The 17,019-nt window shown below is 66.6% G+C and carries 17 protein-coding genes; 5 read left to right on the forward strand and 12 right to left on the reverse strand.

Going from position 1 to position 17,019, the window contains the following annotated elements:
* Window positions 1–9 precede the first annotated feature (9 nt).
* Both CRP50_RS15895 and CRP50_RS15900 read right to left on the reverse strand, forming a co-directional pair.
* The gene (locus CRP50_RS15895; protein ID WP_097280164.1) at window positions 10–792 is read right to left on the reverse strand and encodes a 3-hydroxybutyrate dehydrogenase; all 783 of its coding nucleotides are present in this window, start codon (window positions 790–792) and stop codon (window positions 10–12) included.
* Window positions 793–844: 52 nt separating this feature from the next.
* The gene (locus CRP50_RS15900) at window positions 845–1,036 is read right to left on the reverse strand and encodes a DUF1192 domain-containing protein (RefSeq protein ID WP_097280165.1); all 192 of its coding nucleotides are present in this window, start codon (window positions 1,034–1,036) and stop codon (window positions 845–847) included.
* 91 nt (window positions 1,037–1,127) lie between these two features.
* Between CRP50_RS15900 and CRP50_RS15905 the strand changes: the two genes are divergently transcribed.
* The 3 genes from CRP50_RS15905 to CRP50_RS15915 all read left to right on the forward strand — a co-directional run bounded on the left by CRP50_RS15905 (window position 1,128) and on the right by CRP50_RS15915 (window position 4,120).
* Window positions 1,128–2,147 (forward strand): NAD(P)H-quinone oxidoreductase, encoded by a 1,020-nt coding sequence (locus tag CRP50_RS15905; protein ID WP_097280166.1) that lies wholly within the window; start codon window positions 1,128–1,130, stop codon window positions 2,145–2,147.
* 71 nt (window positions 2,148–2,218) lie between these two features.
* Window positions 2,219–2,926 (forward strand): DUF1013 domain-containing protein, encoded by a 708-nt coding sequence (locus CRP50_RS15910; protein WP_097280167.1) that lies wholly within the window; start codon window positions 2,219–2,221, stop codon window positions 2,924–2,926.
* A 189-nt stretch (window positions 2,927–3,115) separates the two neighbouring features.
* Window positions 3,116–4,120, forward strand: coding sequence for a hypothetical protein (locus CRP50_RS15915; RefSeq protein WP_097280168.1), 1,005 nt, complete (start codon window positions 3,116–3,118; stop codon window positions 4,118–4,120).
* Here the strand turns inward: CRP50_RS15915 and CRP50_RS15920 are convergent.
* Entirely contained in the window at window positions 4,112–4,330 is a 219-nt protein-coding gene (locus CRP50_RS15920; protein ID WP_097280169.1) for a hypothetical protein, read from the reverse strand. The two genes, CRP50_RS15915 and CRP50_RS15920, sit on opposite strands and share 9 nt — an antisense overlap.
* A 172-nt stretch (window positions 4,331–4,502) precedes the next feature.
* Between CRP50_RS15920 and CRP50_RS15925 the strand changes: the two genes are divergently transcribed.
* On the forward strand, window positions 4,503–4,715 hold the full coding sequence (locus CRP50_RS15925) for a hypothetical protein (RefSeq protein WP_097280170.1): 213 nt from the start codon (window positions 4,503–4,505) through the stop codon (window positions 4,713–4,715).
* A 161-nt stretch (window positions 4,716–4,876) separates the two neighbouring features.
* On the opposite strand, the gene CRP50_RS15930 is transcribed toward CRP50_RS15925, so the two are convergent.
* The 7 genes from CRP50_RS15930 to CRP50_RS15960 form a co-directional block, all read right to left on the reverse strand.
* Window positions 4,877–6,514: an IS1 family transposase gene (locus CRP50_RS15930; protein WP_141415175.1), complete on the reverse strand. Its 1,638-nt coding sequence runs from the start codon at window positions 6,512–6,514 to the stop codon at window positions 4,877–4,879.
* Between the two features lie 296 nt (window positions 6,515–6,810).
* A complete protein-coding gene (locus CRP50_RS15935) occupies window positions 6,811–7,116 on the reverse strand; it encodes a type II toxin-antitoxin system RelE/ParE family toxin (protein ID WP_097280172.1) in 306 nt (101 codons plus the stop codon).
* Window positions 7,113–7,379 carry a hypothetical protein gene (locus tag CRP50_RS15940; protein ID WP_097280173.1) on the reverse strand — a complete coding sequence of 89 codons (267 nt, stop codon included), beginning with the start codon at window positions 7,377–7,379 and terminating at the stop codon, window positions 7,113–7,115. The genes CRP50_RS15935 and CRP50_RS15940 overlap by 4 nt, the downstream gene beginning before the upstream one ends.
* A 94-nt stretch (window positions 7,380–7,473) precedes the next feature.
* Window positions 7,474–9,045, reverse strand: a complete 1,572-nt coding sequence (locus CRP50_RS15945; protein WP_097280174.1) for a SpoVR family protein — start codon at window positions 9,043–9,045, stop codon at window positions 7,474–7,476.
* Window positions 9,042–10,349 carry a YeaH/YhbH family protein gene (locus CRP50_RS15950; protein WP_097280175.1) on the reverse strand — a complete coding sequence of 436 codons (1,308 nt, stop codon included), beginning with the start codon at window positions 10,347–10,349 and terminating at the stop codon, window positions 9,042–9,044. Before CRP50_RS15950 ends, CRP50_RS15945 begins: the two co-directional genes overlap by 4 nt.
* A gap of 29 nt (window positions 10,350–10,378) precedes the next feature.
* On the reverse strand, window positions 10,379–12,325 hold the full coding sequence (locus CRP50_RS15955; RefSeq protein ID WP_097280176.1) for a PrkA family serine protein kinase: 1,947 nt from the start codon (window positions 12,323–12,325) through the stop codon (window positions 10,379–10,381).
* 458 nt (window positions 12,326–12,783) lie between these two features.
* Window positions 12,784–13,287: a hypothetical protein gene (locus tag CRP50_RS15960; RefSeq protein WP_097280177.1), complete on the reverse strand. Its 504-nt coding sequence runs from the start codon at window positions 13,285–13,287 to the stop codon at window positions 12,784–12,786.
* Window positions 13,288–13,496: 209 nt separating this feature from the next.
* On the opposite strand from CRP50_RS15960, the gene CRP50_RS15965 reads away from it, so the two are divergent.
* Window positions 13,497–14,045: a metallophosphoesterase family protein gene (locus CRP50_RS15965; RefSeq protein WP_097280178.1), complete on the forward strand. Its 549-nt coding sequence runs from the start codon at window positions 13,497–13,499 to the stop codon at window positions 14,043–14,045.
* Here the strand turns inward: CRP50_RS15965 and CRP50_RS15970 are convergent.
* Window positions 13,997–15,652: a hypothetical protein gene (locus tag CRP50_RS15970; RefSeq protein ID WP_097280179.1), complete on the reverse strand. Its 1,656-nt coding sequence runs from the start codon at window positions 15,650–15,652 to the stop codon at window positions 13,997–13,999. The genes CRP50_RS15965 and CRP50_RS15970 overlap by 49 nt on opposite strands.
* Complete coding sequence (locus tag CRP50_RS15975; protein ID WP_097280180.1) at window positions 15,649–16,905, reverse strand: TIGR04063 family PEP-CTERM/XrtA system glycosyltransferase; 1,257 nt, start codon at window positions 16,903–16,905, stop codon at window positions 15,649–15,651. The genes CRP50_RS15970 and CRP50_RS15975 overlap by 4 nt, the downstream gene beginning before the upstream one ends.
* Window positions 16,906–17,019: the final 114 nt, after the last annotated feature.

Here is a 17,019-nt window from a genome sequence, read left to right on the forward strand (position 1 = left end):
TGCGGGCCGTTACTGGGCGGTCCAGCCGCCGTCCATGGGCAGCGAGGCGCCGGTGATGCCGTCCGCCGCCTCGGTGCACAGGAACACGGCGAGCGCCGCCAGGTTCTCGGGCATGACGAAGCGCTGCGACGGCTGCTTCTCGCGCACCAGGTCGCGGGCGCCTTCTTCCACGGTGCCGCCGACGGCCTCGGCGCGCTTCTCGATCTGCGCCTGCACCAGGGGCGTGCGCACCCAGCCGGGGCAGATGGCGTTGCAGGTGATGTGGCGCTGGGCGTTTTCCAGGGCCACCACCTTGGTCAGGCCGACGATGCCGTGCTTGGCCGCCACGTAGGCCGCCTTGTCGATGCTGGCGACCAGCCCGTGCACCGAGGCGACGTTGATGATGCGGCCCCAGTCGCGGCTCTGCATGCCCGGCAGGGCGGCGCGGATGGTGTGGAAGGCCGCGCTCAGGTTCACCGCGATGATGGCGTCCCACTTCTCCAGCGGGAAGTCCTGGGTCGGCGCCGTGTGCTGGATGCCGGCGTTGTTGACCAGGATGTCGACGCCGCCGAACTCGCTCTCTGTCCGCCGCACCAGGGCGGCCGCGTCGTCGCCCTTGGCGAGGTCGGCGAACTGGTAGCCGACGCGCACGCCGCAGTCCTTTTCCATACCCGCCCGCAGCGCCTCGATCTCGTCGGGGTCGCCGAAGCCGTTGAGCATGATGTTCACGCCCTGACGGGCCAGCGCCTGCGCCATGGCGAGGCCGATGCCGCTGGTCGAGCCGGTGATGAGCGCCGTCTTGCCTGTCAACACGTCCTGGTTCTCCCCTCTGTCTGGCCGGCCCCTGGCGAGCCGGTCCGGCGGTTCATTTCTTGCGGAAGAAGCTTTCGGCGCCCTGGCGGGCCTGCTCCTTGCGGGCGATCACCTCGTGCACGCGGGCGATTTCGCCCTCCAGCTCGCCGATGTAGTCGCGCAAGCCCTCGACCGACATGATTTCGAGGTCGCGGGGCGCCAGCGTCGGGGGGCGCGGTTCCAGCTCGTCGGTATCGAGTGCCATCGGGGCCTCCTCTGCGTTCGTGCTTGCATACCTGAGGGGTGACACACTACCAGACAAGGAGCCCCGTGACACTGACGAGAGGATCGAGCCCATGGCGCCCACCATGACCTGCGTGGAGATCACCGAGCCCGGCAGCCCCGACGTGCTGAAGGCGGCGAGCCGCCCCCTGCCCGCCCCGCGCGCCGGCGAGGTGCTGATCCGGGTGGCGGTCGCCGGCGTCAACCGGCCGGACGTGCTGCAGCGCCAGGGCAACTATCCGCCGCCGCCGGGCGCCTCCGACATTCCCGGCCTGGAAGTGGCCGGCGTGGTGGAAGCCGTCGGCGAGGGCGTCACCAGCCCCGCCCCCGGCGACGTGGTCTGCGCCCTGCTGTCGGGCGGCGGCTATGCCGAGTACGCCGTCGCCGACGCCCGCCTGTGCCTGCCGGTGCCGCAGGGCTTCTCGCCGGCCGAGGCCGCCGCCCTGCCGGAGACCTTCTTCACCGTGTGGCACAACGTGTTCCAGCGCGGCCGCCTGCAGGCCGGCGAGGCCTTCCTGGTGCACGGCGGGTCGAGCGGCATCGGCACCACCGCCATCCAGCTCGCCAAGGCCTTCGGCGCCACCGTCTTCGCCACCGCCGGGTCGGAAGACAAGTGCCGCGCCTGCCGCGACCTGGGCGCCGACGTCGCCATCGACTACAGCCGCGAGGATTACGTGGAGGTGGTGCGGGCCAAGACCGGCAAGGGCGTGGACGTCATCCTCGACATGGTCGGCGGCGACTACATCGGCCGCGACATGAAGGCCATGGCGCCGGAAGCGCGCCACGTCTCCATCGCCTTCCTGAAGGGCTCGAAGGTGCAGGTGGACCTCATGCCCATGATGCTCAAGCGCCTGACCTTCACCGGCTCGGTGCTGCGCTCGCGCCCCACCGACGACAAGGCCGCCATCGCCGCCGAGCTGCGCCAGAAGGTCTGGCCGCTGCTCGACGCCGGACGCATCAAACCCGTGATCCACAAGGTGTTTCCCCTTGCCGAAGCGGCCGCGGCGCACCACTTGATGGAGAGTTCCGCCCACATCGGGAAGATCGTTCTCGACGTCCACCCGGCAGACCCGGCGGCGGTGTATGGCGTTTGATTCTCGCTGCGGAATACCGTAAAGGAACAGTCCGTTTTTCAGTCTCTCGGAACGATTCGGAAGGAAGATACATGGCGCTGCCTCTCATGCCGAAGGCAACGGCCGTCTGGCTGGTGGAGAACACGGCCCTCACGTTCGAGCAGATCGCCGAATTCTGCGGCATGCACGAGCTCGAGGTCCAGGCGATCGCCGACGGCGAGGTCGCGACCGGCATCGTGGGCGCGGACCCGGTCGCCAACGGCCAGCTCGGCCGTGAGGAGATCGAGCGTGGCGAGAAGAACCAGAACCACAAGCTCCGCCTGAAGATCTCCGACATCCCGACGCCGCAGCAGCGCTCCAAGGGCGCCCGCTACACGCCGGTGTCCAAGCGGCACGACCGCCCCGACGCCATCTCGTGGCTGCTCAAGCACCACCCGGAACTGTCGGACGCCCAGCTGTGCAAGCTGATCGGCACCACCAAGCCGACCATCACCGCCGTGCGCGACCGCACCCACTGGAACTCGGCCGGCATCAAGCCGCGCAACCCGGTGACGCTCGGCCTGTGCACGGAAGCCGACCTGGAAAAGGCCCTGATCCTGGCCGCCCCGCGCCGCCGTGCCCTGCCGCAGCAGGAAACGGAAACCCCGGCCTACGAGAGCGACTCGAATTCCGGCGGCTATACCGCCGAACCCGGCCCCTCCGCCCGTCCGGTGCAGGTGGACGAACCGACCATCGAAACCGTCTTCGGCCGCCCCGCCCAGCACGGCGACCAGGCCCCGGACGACGAAGAGCAGGGCTGATCACCCACCCGCCGCGGCATGGCGGCGCGATGTGCGAAGGGAGGCCGGAGCGGCCAGCCATTCCACAAAGGTGTTGATACTTGGAGCGTCGTCGCAAGGCGACGCTCCTTGTCTTTGTGCAGAACATCTTGTGGATTTCGTGTCTTCGCATACACTACAGGTAGTGCGACCTTAAATGCGGAGCCACCCATGCCGATCCACCGTCCGTTCCCCGAAAAGCTCGAAGTGACCATCCCGGTGGAGGAAGATGAGGATGGCTATTACGACAAGGAGTGCCCGAACGAGCAGTGTCTATCGCAGTTCAAAGTTCATGCTGCTGATTGGCATGCCTTGACCGAAGAATCGACGATCTACTGCCCGTTCTGTAGACACGAGGCTGGTCCCCGTAGCTGGTGGACAACCGAGCAGATTGAGCGAGGAAAGGAACAGGCTCTCGCGCAGGCCAAGCACCTACTGAGCGGCCACATCAACAAGGTCTTGGGCGACATAACGAAGGACTTCAACCGGCGGCAGCGGTCGAATTCCTTCATCCAGATGCGCATGGACTACCGAGGCTCGACCTCCCCCGCACCTGTCATGGTTCCTCTCGCAGCAGCGGAAGTGATGCGGTCAAAGCTGACGTGCGGGAACTGTGGCTTCCGTTATGGCTTCACCGGCACGGCCTATTTCTGTCCTGGCTGCGGGCATCATGACGCCGAAGCCCTGTTCGCAGCCAAACTGGAAAAGGTGCGTAGGCTTCCGGAAGCCATAGCGACATTGCGCGAGGTAATGGACCGCGACATGGCAACCGATCTGGCGAACACCTTGCTGGAAGACGCCATCAAGGGCGGCGTCACGCAGTTCGAGACGGTCGCGAAGCACCTCTACGAGCGTGCCACAGGTGCTCCCCCGGCCAAGAGCAAGGGCAACCTGTTCCAACGGTTGTCGGGCGCCAGCGACGAATGGGAGAAGATCACCGGGAAGGCGTTCACCGCCTTTCTGCGCCAGGACGAGATCGACCGCCTGAACGTGTATTTCCAGCGCCGCCACGTGCTGGGGCACAACGACGGGCACGTGGACGCGAAGTATGTCGAGAAGTCGGGGGATGCCAGCTATCAGCCGACCCAGCGGATCGTGGTCAAGCCAAAGGCTGTTCTGGAATTCGCTGACCTGTTGGAGCGGTTGGTGAACGGGATGCGTGCTTCCCTACCGTGACTGCTTCTGTCGCCCGGCGGGGTCGATCATCGGCATCAACGCGTCGAGCGGGATGGGAACGCGAAGCTGCTTGTTGGCGACGAACAGGACCGTCTCGTCCTGTGCCGGGTCAGCGTCACATACCATCTGGATGCTGGCGATCCGCACAAGGTGACGGATGTCATCACAGTCCCGGAACCACAGGTGTTGACCAAGCCGACCAGCTTCCATCACAGACCTCCACGATGGAGCATAACAAGAACATACAGGGGGGTATCCAGCCCCCGTTCGGACATGTCCTCTCCTGTAGACATTGTAAGGTTGCTTCTGTAGAAGATGCTCTATCGGCGGAATGGACTGCCGATCACCTAGTGTCCACGCGGTTGCGACAGGGAGATAAGGAATGTGCGTCACCGTCACCTGCACAGACATGGGTTACAACACTGACTACAGCGGTTGGCGTTATGACTTCACAGGCTTAGTGGATGAGAAGCAGGTCATTTACACACCGATTATTGTTCCTGACTCTGTTCCCCAACAGGACCGTCGCGATCAGGCGATCCGAAACTTCGGGGATTTGCTCGACGCTCTTGCGGTCGAAGCCAGAAATCTCTGAAACCAAATCGACAGAAAAGCCACCGCAAGAGTGAAAATTTCGGTGGAATCCCGAATTTATTCCAAGCGTCTATTTCGCCCGTGCTCATGTTGAGGCGGTAAATCCATGAAATAAGATAGATCATCGTGCGCTTTCTCCTGAAAAGGCGATGAACTTATTTATCAAATGGATTTCCGGACATCGAAATATACGATGTCCTGCATCCTGACCTTGCCCTCGGCCATGCCCAACTTCTCGGCAGCGGTCTTCTTCGCCTTGGAATCGATCCACACGTAGTTGTGCCAGACGCGGAAGATGGTCAGCATCTTCTCGACCATCGCCGCGTCATACGGCGCATAGATGTGCCACATGCGCCGCGCACGCCTGACCGACTGCACCGGCCTCTCGAACATGCTCATCCGCCGCCGGATGCGGTTGAACACCGTATCCACCGGCCACAGCGACCCCTTCATCAACAGATTCGCCACGTGATGGTCGTCGTAGTCGTCCAGGTCAGTCACGAAACGTAGCCTCTTCCCAGGCTCGGCCATGTCCGGGAACGGGTATTCCAGCCACACTTCCTGTAGCTTCCCCTTCTCGGTCTTGCTGGCTTCCTTGGCTGCCGCGATCCGCTCGGCAAGGATTGCGGTCCGAATAACGTTGTCCTTCATGCCAGGGAACCGTGCCCGCTCCCCCTCGAACCACCGACGCGCCTTCCCATGCGCATTTTTCCGCTGGTCGATGGTGAGGTTCTTCTGAATGTCCACCTGCACCACGTCCGCCTGTCGGTCCCGAACCTTGTCAGCGAAAGCACCAAGGCACGCATGGAGAAGACCAGCGTCTTGGTCGATATAGAAGCGCAGCTTTTCGGCCCCATGCGTCAGCGACCGCAGAAACCAGTAGTGCCCGTGCATAAGGTAATCGGCGTGAACTTGCGCGCCGTTCTTCGGTAGCTGCTGTCCCAGGTCCATAAGCTCGGGTGCATCGAGATCGTCACGCGCTGGTGCTGCGGCATCTTCACCAAGCCGCCCAGCACGAGCCATCGACATCCGGTAATCGAACTCGGTCCACACGCGGGCCAGGGAACGCATATGCGGCCTCTTGGTCGATTCCCGCTCATCAACCCACCGTTGTTCGATTTCCGCAGGGTCCACAGACGCATCGAAGTTCGGCGTCAGACCAAAGATGTAGCCGCTGCCCTGTTCGGCTGTCGCGACCGCTGTCAACTGAATGGTCTTCCTTGCTGATCGCTCGCCCCAATTCACAAGGTAGTCCTGTCGGTCGGTGCTGAGATAGAGCCGCTTGAACTCCATCTGCCGAAGCTGACTTTCGCGGGATGCAGCAAATAACCGACACTGCTCGTAGATGAAATCGATCTTTCCGTAGAGTGTGCTGTAGCTGACATCCAGGATTTCCGCCATTCGGTTGAGCGGAACCTTGTTCACGATCAACTCGAACGCCCGAATATTGATGTGCGGTTTCTTGTGACCGACAGTTGGCTTCCCCAACGCGAATGTCTTCTTGCACTCCCGGCACTGCCATCGGTCGGAGCCTGATTTCGTCTGCCCGTATTTCCGGAAGCCCGTTTTCAGGCTTTCCTTTGTGGGGCGGTGGTTGATACAAGAAGCATCAGGGCACGACAGCGGATGCGGCACGAACAGGTAGGCAGACTGTCTTTCGAATTCCTCGTGGACAGCCAGATTGCTCTTGATGCGGGTGGTCCGGCGACAACCGCTGCACATCAGGGAAGAGCCGCCATCTTTGTTCCCGAGGATGGTATAGCGGTCCTGTGCGCCTGAGCCGCGTCCCTTGATGATCAAGCCCTTCCTGGGCGGCACCCCGAAGTTCTCGCACCCTGGCATTTTACAGAAATTCACCTCGATATGCTTGCAGGCATCGGGGATAGGGCGCGTTCTACCTGCCGGAGATATTTCCGGCAGAGTGTTCGTCCCGTTAGCAGAAGGTCCGTCCGCAAAGTCATTGTTCGATTTTTGTTCTCCATCACCCAAAACCACCTCCCGCGCCAAGGGGAAACCCCACCCATGAAGTCAATCATGGATGGGGTTCGCCATCAACACCTTTGTGGAATGGCTGGGCCGGAGCGGCCTCCCTTTTTCTATGCCGGGTCGGGTTTGGCGAGGCGGCGGGCCAGGAGGGCCGTCCAGTCTTCCCGCTCGTGGAAGAGGCCGATGAGGAGCAGTTCGTCGCCGTTGGCGCGGCAGATGGCAATGTAGCCGTCCGGCGACCGGTACTTGAGGTGCTTCGCAAACGAAACCGCTCTCCGCGGTTCCAGTTGCGACACGTACTCGATCAACCGGAGCTGAAGGTGAAGAGCCCGTTCCGCCCCCTTGGCTGCGACATTGAAGCGTAGAATCCTGACGACATCGGCGCGGGCCGCAGCGGACCACACGACCTGCGTCATTTTTCAGGCATCTCCGCGACGAGCTGACGGAAGACCTCCATGCTGTAGGCCATGACTTCCTCAGTCGTGTAGCGCGGGCAGGTCAGCGCCTCGTCGGAACGCCGCTCCAGCTCTTCCCGCAGCGCCGCCGGCATGGTTTCCCACGTCCACGAGTCGTCCCACCCGACACGCCCCTCCGGCGCCGGTGCAGGCGTGAAGGCCGCGCGCTCCTCGGCGAGGCCGGGCGGCGGTGCAGGCGGTCGGGGACGGCGGTCATCGGCCATGGCGGGGACTCCGGATGCGTCCGGCAAGTGTAGGGCCGGCGGTGCGGGGCGGCAAGGGTGGCGCCGTGGCCGCCCTCCCCGCCCCGGCCCGGCCTCAGGCGAAGCGGCGGCGGGGGACCGCTTCGTGGTCCTTCATGACCATGCCCGTCACCGCGTCCACCTCCTGCAGCGCCACGTCGTAGCCCCACAGGTTGGCGAGGTGACGTAGCACCGCCTTGGCGTCGCTCTCGTCGAGCAGGATGCCGTTGACCACCCGGTGCTGCAGCATCAGGCGCCGGTTGCCGGCCAGATCGACGTCGACCACCTGGATGTCGGGCTCCACCCAGGCGATGTCGTACTGGCGGGCCAGCATCTCGCGGACACGGCGGTAGCCGCGTTCGTTGTGGATGGCCTCCACCGACAGCATGGGCTCGTCGGCGTCGTCCTCGATCTCGAACAGGTGCAGGTCGCGCATCACCTGCGGGCCGAGGAACTGCAGCACGAAGCTCTCGTCGCGGTAGTTGGCCCAGCAGTCGCGCAGCACGGCCATGGGCTCGCCGCAGCCGGCGATGTCGGGGAACCACTGGCGGTCCTCGTCGGTGGGGTCGAGGCAGACGCGCTCGATGTCCTTCATCATGGCGAAGCCGAGGGCATAGGGGTTGATGCCCGAGTAGCGCGGGTCGTCGAACTCCGGCTGGAAGACCACGTTGGTGTGGCTTTGCAGGAACTCCAGATAGGCGCCGTCGGTGATGAGCCCGCGTTCGTGCAGGCGCGTCATGATGGTGTGGTGGACGAAGGTGGCGCAGCCTTCGTTCATCACCTTGGTCTGGCGCTGCGGGTAGAAGTACTGGGCGATGTTGCGCACGATGCGCAGGATCTCGCGCTGCCAGTTCTGCAGGTTGGGCGCCGTCTTCTCCAGGAAGTAGAGCACGTTCTCCTGCGGCAGCTGCAGCAGCGAGCGGCGGCGCTCTTCCTCCCGCGCCGCCTCGTCGGGCGCCTTGGGGGCGGCCTGGGGCACCGTGCGCCACAGGTCGTTGAACATGCGTTCCTGGTGTTCCTGGCGCTCCAGCGCGCGGATCTGCTCGGACCGCAGGTCGGGCGTCTTCTTGCGCGGGTAGCGGAACACGCCCTGGCTGTTCAGGGCGTGCGCCGAGTCCAGCAGCCGCTCCACCGGCAGCGAGCCGTAGCGTTCCTCGCAGTCGGCGATGTAGCTCTGGGCGAAGGCCAGGTAGTCGAGGATGCTTTCGGCGTCGGTCCACTGGCGGAACAGGTAGTTGTTCTTGAAGAAGTGGTTGTGGCCGAAGGCCGCGTGCGCGATGACCAGCGTCTGCATGGTCGCCGAGTTCTCCTCCATCACGTAGGAGATGCACGGGCTGGAGTTGATGACGATTTCATACGCGAGGCCGCGCATGCCCTTGCGGTACAGCATCTCGTGCTGGGCGAAGTGCTTGCCGAAGGACCAGTGCTTGTAGAGCAGCGGCAGCGCCGACGACGAATAGGCGTCGAGCATCTGCTCGGTGGTGATGACCTCGATCTGGTTGGGGTAGACGTCGAGGCCGAGTTCGTCGAGAGCGATCTCCTCCACCGCCGCATGGACGCGGCGCAGGGTGTCAAAATCCCAGTCGGCGCCGCTGTAGAGGGGCTCGGCGGCGGTATGCACGGCGGGGGCCGCGGGGGATGCGGTCATGTCACCTCCTTCGCGGACGGTTCGGCATTGCGCTGGAACAGGTCGCGGAAGACGGGGAAGATGTCGCGGCGGTGCCGTACCTTGCGCATGGCGAGCGGCACGCCCGGCTGCACCAGCACCTTGTAGGTGCGCCACAGGTCGGTGTCGCGGCGGATGGGGCCGGCCGGCATGAAGTCGTCGTCGCGGCCGACCTCGATGTAGGCGTAGTACTGGCACACCGGCAGGATGACGTCGGCCATGAGCGCCGCCGTCTTGTGGGCGTCGATGGAGGTATTGTCGCCGTCCGACGCCTGGGCCGCATAGATGTTCCAGTCGGAGGTCGGATAGCGCTCGCGCACCACCCGCGCCATTTCCTCCAGCGCCGTGGACACCACCGTGCCGCCCGTCTCGGGGCTGTGGAAGAAGGTGTCCTCGTCCACTTCCTGCGCGATGTGGGTGTGGCGGATGAACACCACGTCCACATGGCGGTAGCGCCGCGTCAGGAAGATGTGGAGCAGCATGAAGAACCGCTTGGCGAGGTCCTTCATGTCCTCGGTCATGGAGCCCGACACGTCCATCAGGCAGAACATGACGGCCCGCGCGATGGGCTTGGGCACGCTCTCGAACCGCTTGTAGCGCACGTCCAGCGGATCGACGTAGGGGATGCGGGTGGTGCGGGCCAGCAGGCCTTCCAGCTGCTCCATCAGTTCGGCGAGGCGGGCCGGGTCCTTGCCGGTGCGCTCCAGGGCCTCGATCTCCTCCCGCAGGCTGCGGATCTCGGCGGCGCGGGGGCGCTTGAGCGCCAGGCGGCGGGACAGGCTGTTGCGCATGGTGCGCGCCAGCGCCAGGTTGGCCGGCGAGCCGGAGGCGGCATAACCGGCGCGCTGGAGGGAGGTGCTTTCCGACGTGGCGAGGCGCCGCTTCACCAGGTCGGGCAGTTCCAGGTCTTCGAGGAACAGGTCGACGAACTCGTCGCGCGACAGCATGAAGCGGAAATCGTCCTCGCCGCCGCCGTCGGCGCTGCCTTCGTTGCCCCGACCGCCGCCCGTCGGCGGCCGGGGGATCTTGTCGCCCTCCAGGTACTCCTTGTTGCCGGGCAACACATAATTGCGCAGGCCGCCGCCGCGGCCGTGATGGAAGCCCGGTTCGCTGACGCCGTCGCGGGGGATGGAAAGCTCGCCGCCCTGTTCCACGTCGCGGATGCCGCGGGACGACGAGTTCTCGTGCACCGCCTTGCGCACCAGGGCCTTGGCGCGCCGCAGGAAGCGCTGTCTGTTGGGCAGGCTCTTCCCTTTGGGATTGAGCCGGCGGTCAATGATGTGCATCGGCAGGTCCTATCTCGCCCGTGAGCGTGTCATCCCGCGTGCTTCACCCGCATGTACCACTCCACCAGACGCCGCACCTGGCGCTCGGTGTAGCCGCGATCGATCATGCGTTCGACGAACTCGGCGTGCTTCTTGTCGGTGTCGCTGTCCTTCTTGGAGCCGAAGCTGATGACCGGCAGCAGTTCCTCCACCTGGCTGAACATGCGCCGCTCGATGACCGTGCGGATCTTCTCGTAGGAGGTCCAGGAGGGGTTCTTGCCGGCGTTGGAGGCCCGCGAGCGCAGGGCGAACTTCACCACCTCGTTGCGGAAATCCTTGGGGTTGGCGATGCCCGCCGGCTTCTCGATCTTGCTCAGTTCCTGGTCGAGCAGGCCGCGGTCGAGCAGCTGGCCCGTGTCGGGGTCCTTGAAGTCCTGGTCCTCGACCCAGGCGTCGGCATAGTCGACATAGCGGTCGAACAGGTTCTGGCCGTAGTCGTGGTAGCTTTCCAGATAGGCCTTCTGGATCTCGTGGCCGATGAATTCCGCATAGCGCGGCGCCAGGTCGGCCTTGATGAACTCCATGTAGCGCTTCTCGGTCTCGTCGGGCAGTTGTTCCTGCCGGATGGACTGTTCGAGCACGTACATGAGGTGCACCGGGTCGGCCGCCACCTCCTGGGTGTCGTGGTTGTAGGTGGCCGCCAGCACCTTGAAGGCGAAGCGCGTCGAGATGCCGTTCATGCCCTCGTCGACGCCGGCCGCGTCCTTGTATTCCTGCAAGGACCGGGCGCGCGGATCGACCTCCTTCAGGCTCTCGCCGTCGTAGACCCGCATCTTGCTGTAGACGTTGCTGTTCTCGTGCTCGCGCAGGCGCGACAGCACGGCGAAGCGCGCCAGCATCTGCAGGGTGCCCGGCGCACAGGGCGCCGTCGCCAGTTCCGAGTTGCTGATCAGCTTGTCGTAGATCTTCTGTTCCTCGGTCACCCGCAGGCAGTAGGGCACCTTGATGACGTAGATGCGATCGATGAAGGCTTCGTTGTTCTTGTTGTTCTTGAAGGTCTGCCACTCCGCCTCGTTGGAGTGCGCCATGACGATGCCCTGGAAGGGGATGGCGCCGATGTTCTCGGTGCCGACATAATTCCCTTCCTGCGTCGCCGTCAGCAGCGGGTGCAGCATCTTGATGGGCGCCTTGAACATCTCGACGAATTCGAGCATGCCCTGGTTGGCGCGGTTGAGGCCGCCCGAGTAGCTGTAGGCGTCGGGGTCGTTCTGGGCGTGCAGTTCCAGGCGCCGGATATCGACCTTGCCGACCAGCGAGCTGACGTCCTGGTTGTTCTCGTCGCCCGGCTCGGTCTTGGCGATGCCGATCTGGCGCAGGCGCGAGGGGTGGATCTTCGCCACCTTGAAGCGCGAGATGTCGCCGCCGAACTCGTCCAGCCGCTTGACGCACCACGGGCTCATGAGGCCGGTGAGGCGGCGGCGCGGGATGCCGTATTCCTTCTGCAGGGTATCGGCCATGCGTTCGGGATCGAACAGGCCGAGCGGGCTTTCGAACACCGGGCTCAGCTCGTCGCCGGCCTTCAGCACGTAGATGGGGTGCGCCTCCATCAGAGCCTTCAGCCGCTCCGCCAGCGACGACTTGCCGCCGCCCACGGGCCCGAGCAGGTAGAGGATCTGCTTGCGCTCCTCCAGCCCCTGCGCCGCATGGCGGAAGAAGCTGACGATGCGCTCGATGGTCTCCTCCATGCCGTAGAACTCGGCGAAGGCGGGATAGACCTTGATGGTGCGGTTCATGAAGATGCGACCGAGCCGCGGGTCTTTGGCCGTGTCGACCATTTCCGGTTCGCCGATGGCCGCCAGGATGCGCTCGGCGGCGGTGGCGTACATCATCGGGTCTTCGCGACAGCCTTCCAAGTATTCCGCAAGAGACATCACCGTCTCGCGGCGACCTTCGTAGCCGCGTGCGAAGTCTCTGAAAAGTTCGTCTGCCAGAACCATCCGACTCTCCCTGCGAGGTTTAGTCCGATCGGCTCGCAACGCCCCTTCCGGATGCGAGCATGCGCAACGCCCCCAATTCAAACGCGAATTGGCCCGGTCCCGTTTCGACTACTGGTAAAAGAGCGCCTTCCACTCTCGCGACGCCCGCAGGCAGCTGGTGTGCGACCGTCCAGCGGGTCGCGGTGCCCTCTTCGGCGGGGCATGGGCGGCTGGAGTCCCTGCGCCGTCGCCGTCAGCCTTCCCTCGATCTCAGGGTAACGCCGAAAACACTAAGCTTTCACCAAAATCTTGGGCCTCTCGTGATTTATCTGGGGGCTTAAGCACGGCGACACCAGGGTGCACAGGCAGTTTTCGGGACCATGAAGTGTTCCGAGGGCGCGGTGCCGCACGCAAAAGAAGAACGGCGCGGTGCCCCCTCGGGGTCCGCGCCGTCCGCCTTAATTTCCGCACCTGTGAGATCAGGCCGCCGGCTGAGACTCCGCCGCCAGCATCAGATCCTGCACCGCCGGCAGGGGCGGCAGGTCGGCGGGGCCGAAGGCGAAGCACTCGCCCGGCGAGCGGATGAAGGCGAAGTCGGCGCTCTCGATCGGATCCATGGTTTCCGTCTCGAAGAAGAACCGGGCGGTGAAGGGGTTGTAGTCGAAGCGGGTGCATTCCACCGCCTGCTCGGCCACCACGTCGGCCTCGGGCAGCCAGGGGAAGGCTTCCTCGACGGTGTCGGAGACGATGGGTTCCTCCACCGCCGCCACGTCGGCGGCGATGAGGCGGCCGGTGACCCAGGCGTGGACGTTCTTCTGCCCGGTGTTCAGGACCTGGAAACGGCCGTGCTCCTGCACGACCATCTCGGCGTCGGCCAGCAGCAGGGCGTCGGCGTGATGGCCGACCCGCCAGATGCGGTGGTCGTCGGGAAACACCACCGACAGGCAGCGTTGGGCGAGGTTTCGGTAGACGCGGACGAGCACGCGCGACCTCCTTTCGCTTCGTGATGAGCCGGTTGTACCGTCGCCCACGGCAGCGCAAGCACCGCCGATCGTCGGCCACCGGATCGGGCGGCGCGGTCGGGACGGAGGGTTCGCAGGGCCGCACCCTACCCGCTCCCGCCCGCCCTGTCACCCCGCGGAGGGCGAAAAATGCCCTGCCGGAGCGCGGGCGCGTGCGTTATGAGGGAACCATGACCGTCTATTTCACCAGCGACACCCACTTCGGCCACGGCGGCGCGCTGGGCTTCATGAAGCGCCCCTTCGCCTCCGTCGCCGAGATGAACGCCGTCATGATCGAGCGCTGGCGCGAGCGCGTGGGTCCCGACGACGAGGTCTGGCACCTGGGCGACTTCGCCCTCACCCTGCGCCCCGACGCGCGGGCGGAGCTGCTCGACGGCCTGCCGGGGCGCAAGCACCTGGTCACCGGCAACAACGACGACGCCGACACCTGCGCCCTGCCCGGCTGGGCGAGCGTGCAGGCCTATGCCGAGATCACGGTGGAGGACACGGCGCTGGTGCTCTGCCACTACCCGTTCCGCACCTGGAACGGCATGAGCAAGGGCGCGCTGAACCTGCACGGCCACAGCCACGGCCGCCTCGCGCCGCTGCCGAAGCAGATGGACGTGGGCGTCGACGTGTTCGATTTCCGCCCGGTGACGCTGGCCGAGGTGCGGGCGGCCATGCGGCGCCGTCAGCCCATGTCCGGCGGGCGGCGGCAGAGCCAGACGCCGTCCTCGTAGACCACGCTGAAGCAATCGTAGGCCGGCAGGTAGCCGAACCCCTTCCACGCCGGGCGGTCGGGCGGCCGGCCGTCGCGGCCCTCTGCCGTGTCGAAGGGGCCGGCCCAGCGCAGGGTGCGGCTGTCCAGCGTGAACAGCCCGACGCCGCGCTGGTAGGCGGCGATGGCGGTGCTGCCCGGCAGATGCTCGCCGAGATGGACCCAGCTGGCGGTGGTGGTGACACCCGCCGGCAGCGGCGTCGCGCCCTCCAGCCGCTCGAAGGTCCCGCCGCCGGGGCCGTCGAAGCGGCGGCAGATCACCAGTTGCGGCGTCTTGCCGGCGGCCCAGGTGAGGTAGGCGGGACCGTCGGCGCCGGCCTCGCGGATCAGGGCCGAGGACGGCGAGGTATAGGTCGCCCGCACGCCGGACCGGCCGTCGGCGATCCGGCCCGGGCGCGTCTCGCCGACGTCGAACACCCGCACCACGCCGTCCTGGCCGGTGTAGGTGAACAGCCGCCCGTCCCCGAGCGACTGCGTCCAGGCGTTGTAGCCGTTGCTGTCGGTGGCGATGGTGTCGGCGCCGCGCCAGCGGAAGTCGGTGTCGTCGATGACCCAGATGCCGCCGGGCTTGGCCGAGCCGCCGGGGAAGCCGGCGCCGCCGTATACGTACAGCCGGCCCCGGTCGGGCATGGCGGCCACACCGCAATAGGTGTGCGTCGACAGCGGCGCGTGACGGCCGCGGATGTTGGGCCAGGGATAGTGGTAGCGGCTGCCATGGGGCTCGGCGCGCACCGGGGCGGTCGGGTCGAACAGGTCCGGCTCCACCGGCTCGCCGGCGCCGGCGCGGCCGACCACGTAGCGGGCGCTGTCCTCGGTGCGGTGCCAGCGGCGGGTGCGGTAGTCGAACACGCCGATCTCGCTGCCGAGCCAGTCGCCGTGGCCGCCGCCGGTGAACACGTACTTGCGCCGCTCCGGCAGGAAGGCGCCGCTGGAATAGGCGAAGGGCAGCCGGTTGGTGTCGTTGAGCGGCTCGTCCGTCTTGCCGGCGTGCCAGTAGTAGGGGTCGAAGCCGCCTTCCGCCGGCCGTCGCACGATGTCGCGGTAGCGGTTGAGGCTGATGCGGCGCCATTCCCCCGGCGCCAGCTCGGCCGCCACCGCCGCCGTCAGGTCGGGTTCCCGGTAGCCGAGGATGGGCTCCTCCGTCACCGGCGGCCGGGCGTCGCGGGCGAACTCCGGCCACAGGGCGGTCGGCTCGGCGGGCGGCGGCCCACGGCGGGGGCGGAACTCGACGACGATCGCATCCCCCGGCGCCATGGGCGGCAGGAGCAGGGTGACGGCCGCTTCGGCGAGGCTGCCGTCGGGGTGGGTGGCGATGGTCTGCTGGTCCCAGTCGAGCACCGGCAGGTCGACGGCGACCCGCGGCTCCACGTGCCAGCCGGCGGGCACCGCGCCGGCCGGGAAGGCGTGGCGCAGGGTGACGTGGTGCATGTCGGGCACGACCGCCCGCGCGGTCAAGCGCCGCGCGCCGGCCACGCCCTCCGCCACCGCCCGCTCCAGCAGGTCGGCATACCAGCCGGCCCCGGCCGCCCGCAGCCGCCGGGCGCCGCCGGCCCCGGCGAAGACGCTCATGCCGGCGCCCCGGCCGGTTCGGGCGGCAGCGCAGCGGGATCGGAGCGGCCGCCCACCAGCGGCTCGTAGACGCCGCGGTAGCGCGCCGCCACCGCCGCCCACGAGCGTTCCGTGGAGACATACGCATGCGCGCGGTCGAGCACCGCCCGCCACGCGGCGCGCGCCGCCAGCACCTCGTCCACCTTGTCGGCCAGCGCCTGCGGGTCGTCGGGGCGGAACAGCCAGCCGGTGCGGCCGTCGCGGATCAGCTCGCGGTGGCCGCCGACGTCGGAGGCGAGCACCGGCTTGCCCATGGCCATGGCCTCCAGCGGCTTCAGCGGCGTCACCAGTTCGGTCAGGCGGATGGAGGTGCGCGGGAAGACCAGCAGGTCGACCAGATCGTAATAGGCCTGCACGCGGTCGTGCGGCACGCGGCCGGTGAAGATCACCCGGTCGGCGACGCCGAGACGGTCGGCGAGCGCCTTCAGGCGGCCTTCCTCCGGCCCGCCGCCCACCAGCAGCACCCGCACCTCCGGCCGCAGCGCCGTCAGGGCGGGCACCGCCCGCAGCAGCACGTCGAGCCCCTCGTAGCCGTAGAACGAGCCGAGGAACCCGAGCACCACCGCCCGCCCCAGTCCCAGCTCCTGCGCCAGGCGCGGGTCCCGGCGGCCGCCGGCCTGGAAGGCGGCGACGTCGACGGCGTTGGGGATGACGGTGATCTTGTCGCGCGGCACGCCGCGGGCGATGAGGTCGTCGCGCAGGCCATGGGCGATGGTGGTGACGGCGCTCGCCCGCTTCACCGCCCAGCTTTCCAGGCCGCGCGTCAGGCGGTAGCGCCAGTTGCCTTCGCGGGCGGTGCCGTGGCTGGCCGCCGCGTCCTCCCAGAAGGCGCGGATCTCGTAGACCACGGGCAGGCCGAAGCGGCGCCCGACGCGCAGGGCGGGCACGGCGTTCAGGGCCGGCGAGTGGGCGTGCAGGATGTCGGGCTTTTCCTCCGCCACCACCTCGGCCAGGCGCTTTTCCAGCGCACGCATGAGCATCAGCTCGCGCAGCACCGGCTTGCTGCCGGCCCCATTGGCGGGCAGCTGCGGGGTGCGGTGGAATTCCAGGCCCTCGACGATTTCGCGCGGCAGGCTGTCGCGCACGTGCTTGGGCGAGGTCAGGTGGCAGGTCTGCCAGCCGAGCGCCCGCTGGTGCCGCAGAATGCCGAGGGTGCGGAACGAGTACCCGCTGTGCAGCGGCACCGAGTGGTCCAGCACGTGCAGGATCTTCATGCGCCGTCCTTCCGGGAATGGAATGCGGCCCTCATGGTGGTCGGGCGGCGGCGCGGCGGCAACCTATCGGGCGGACTACGCCCGGCGCGCCCCGCCCTTCCCCACCCACGAAAA

Origin of the sequence: Caenispirillum bisanense, assembly GCF_900230255.1 — a bacterium.
Lineage (GTDB): Bacteria > Pseudomonadota > Alphaproteobacteria > Rhodospirillales > Rhodospirillaceae > Caenispirillum > Caenispirillum bisanense_A.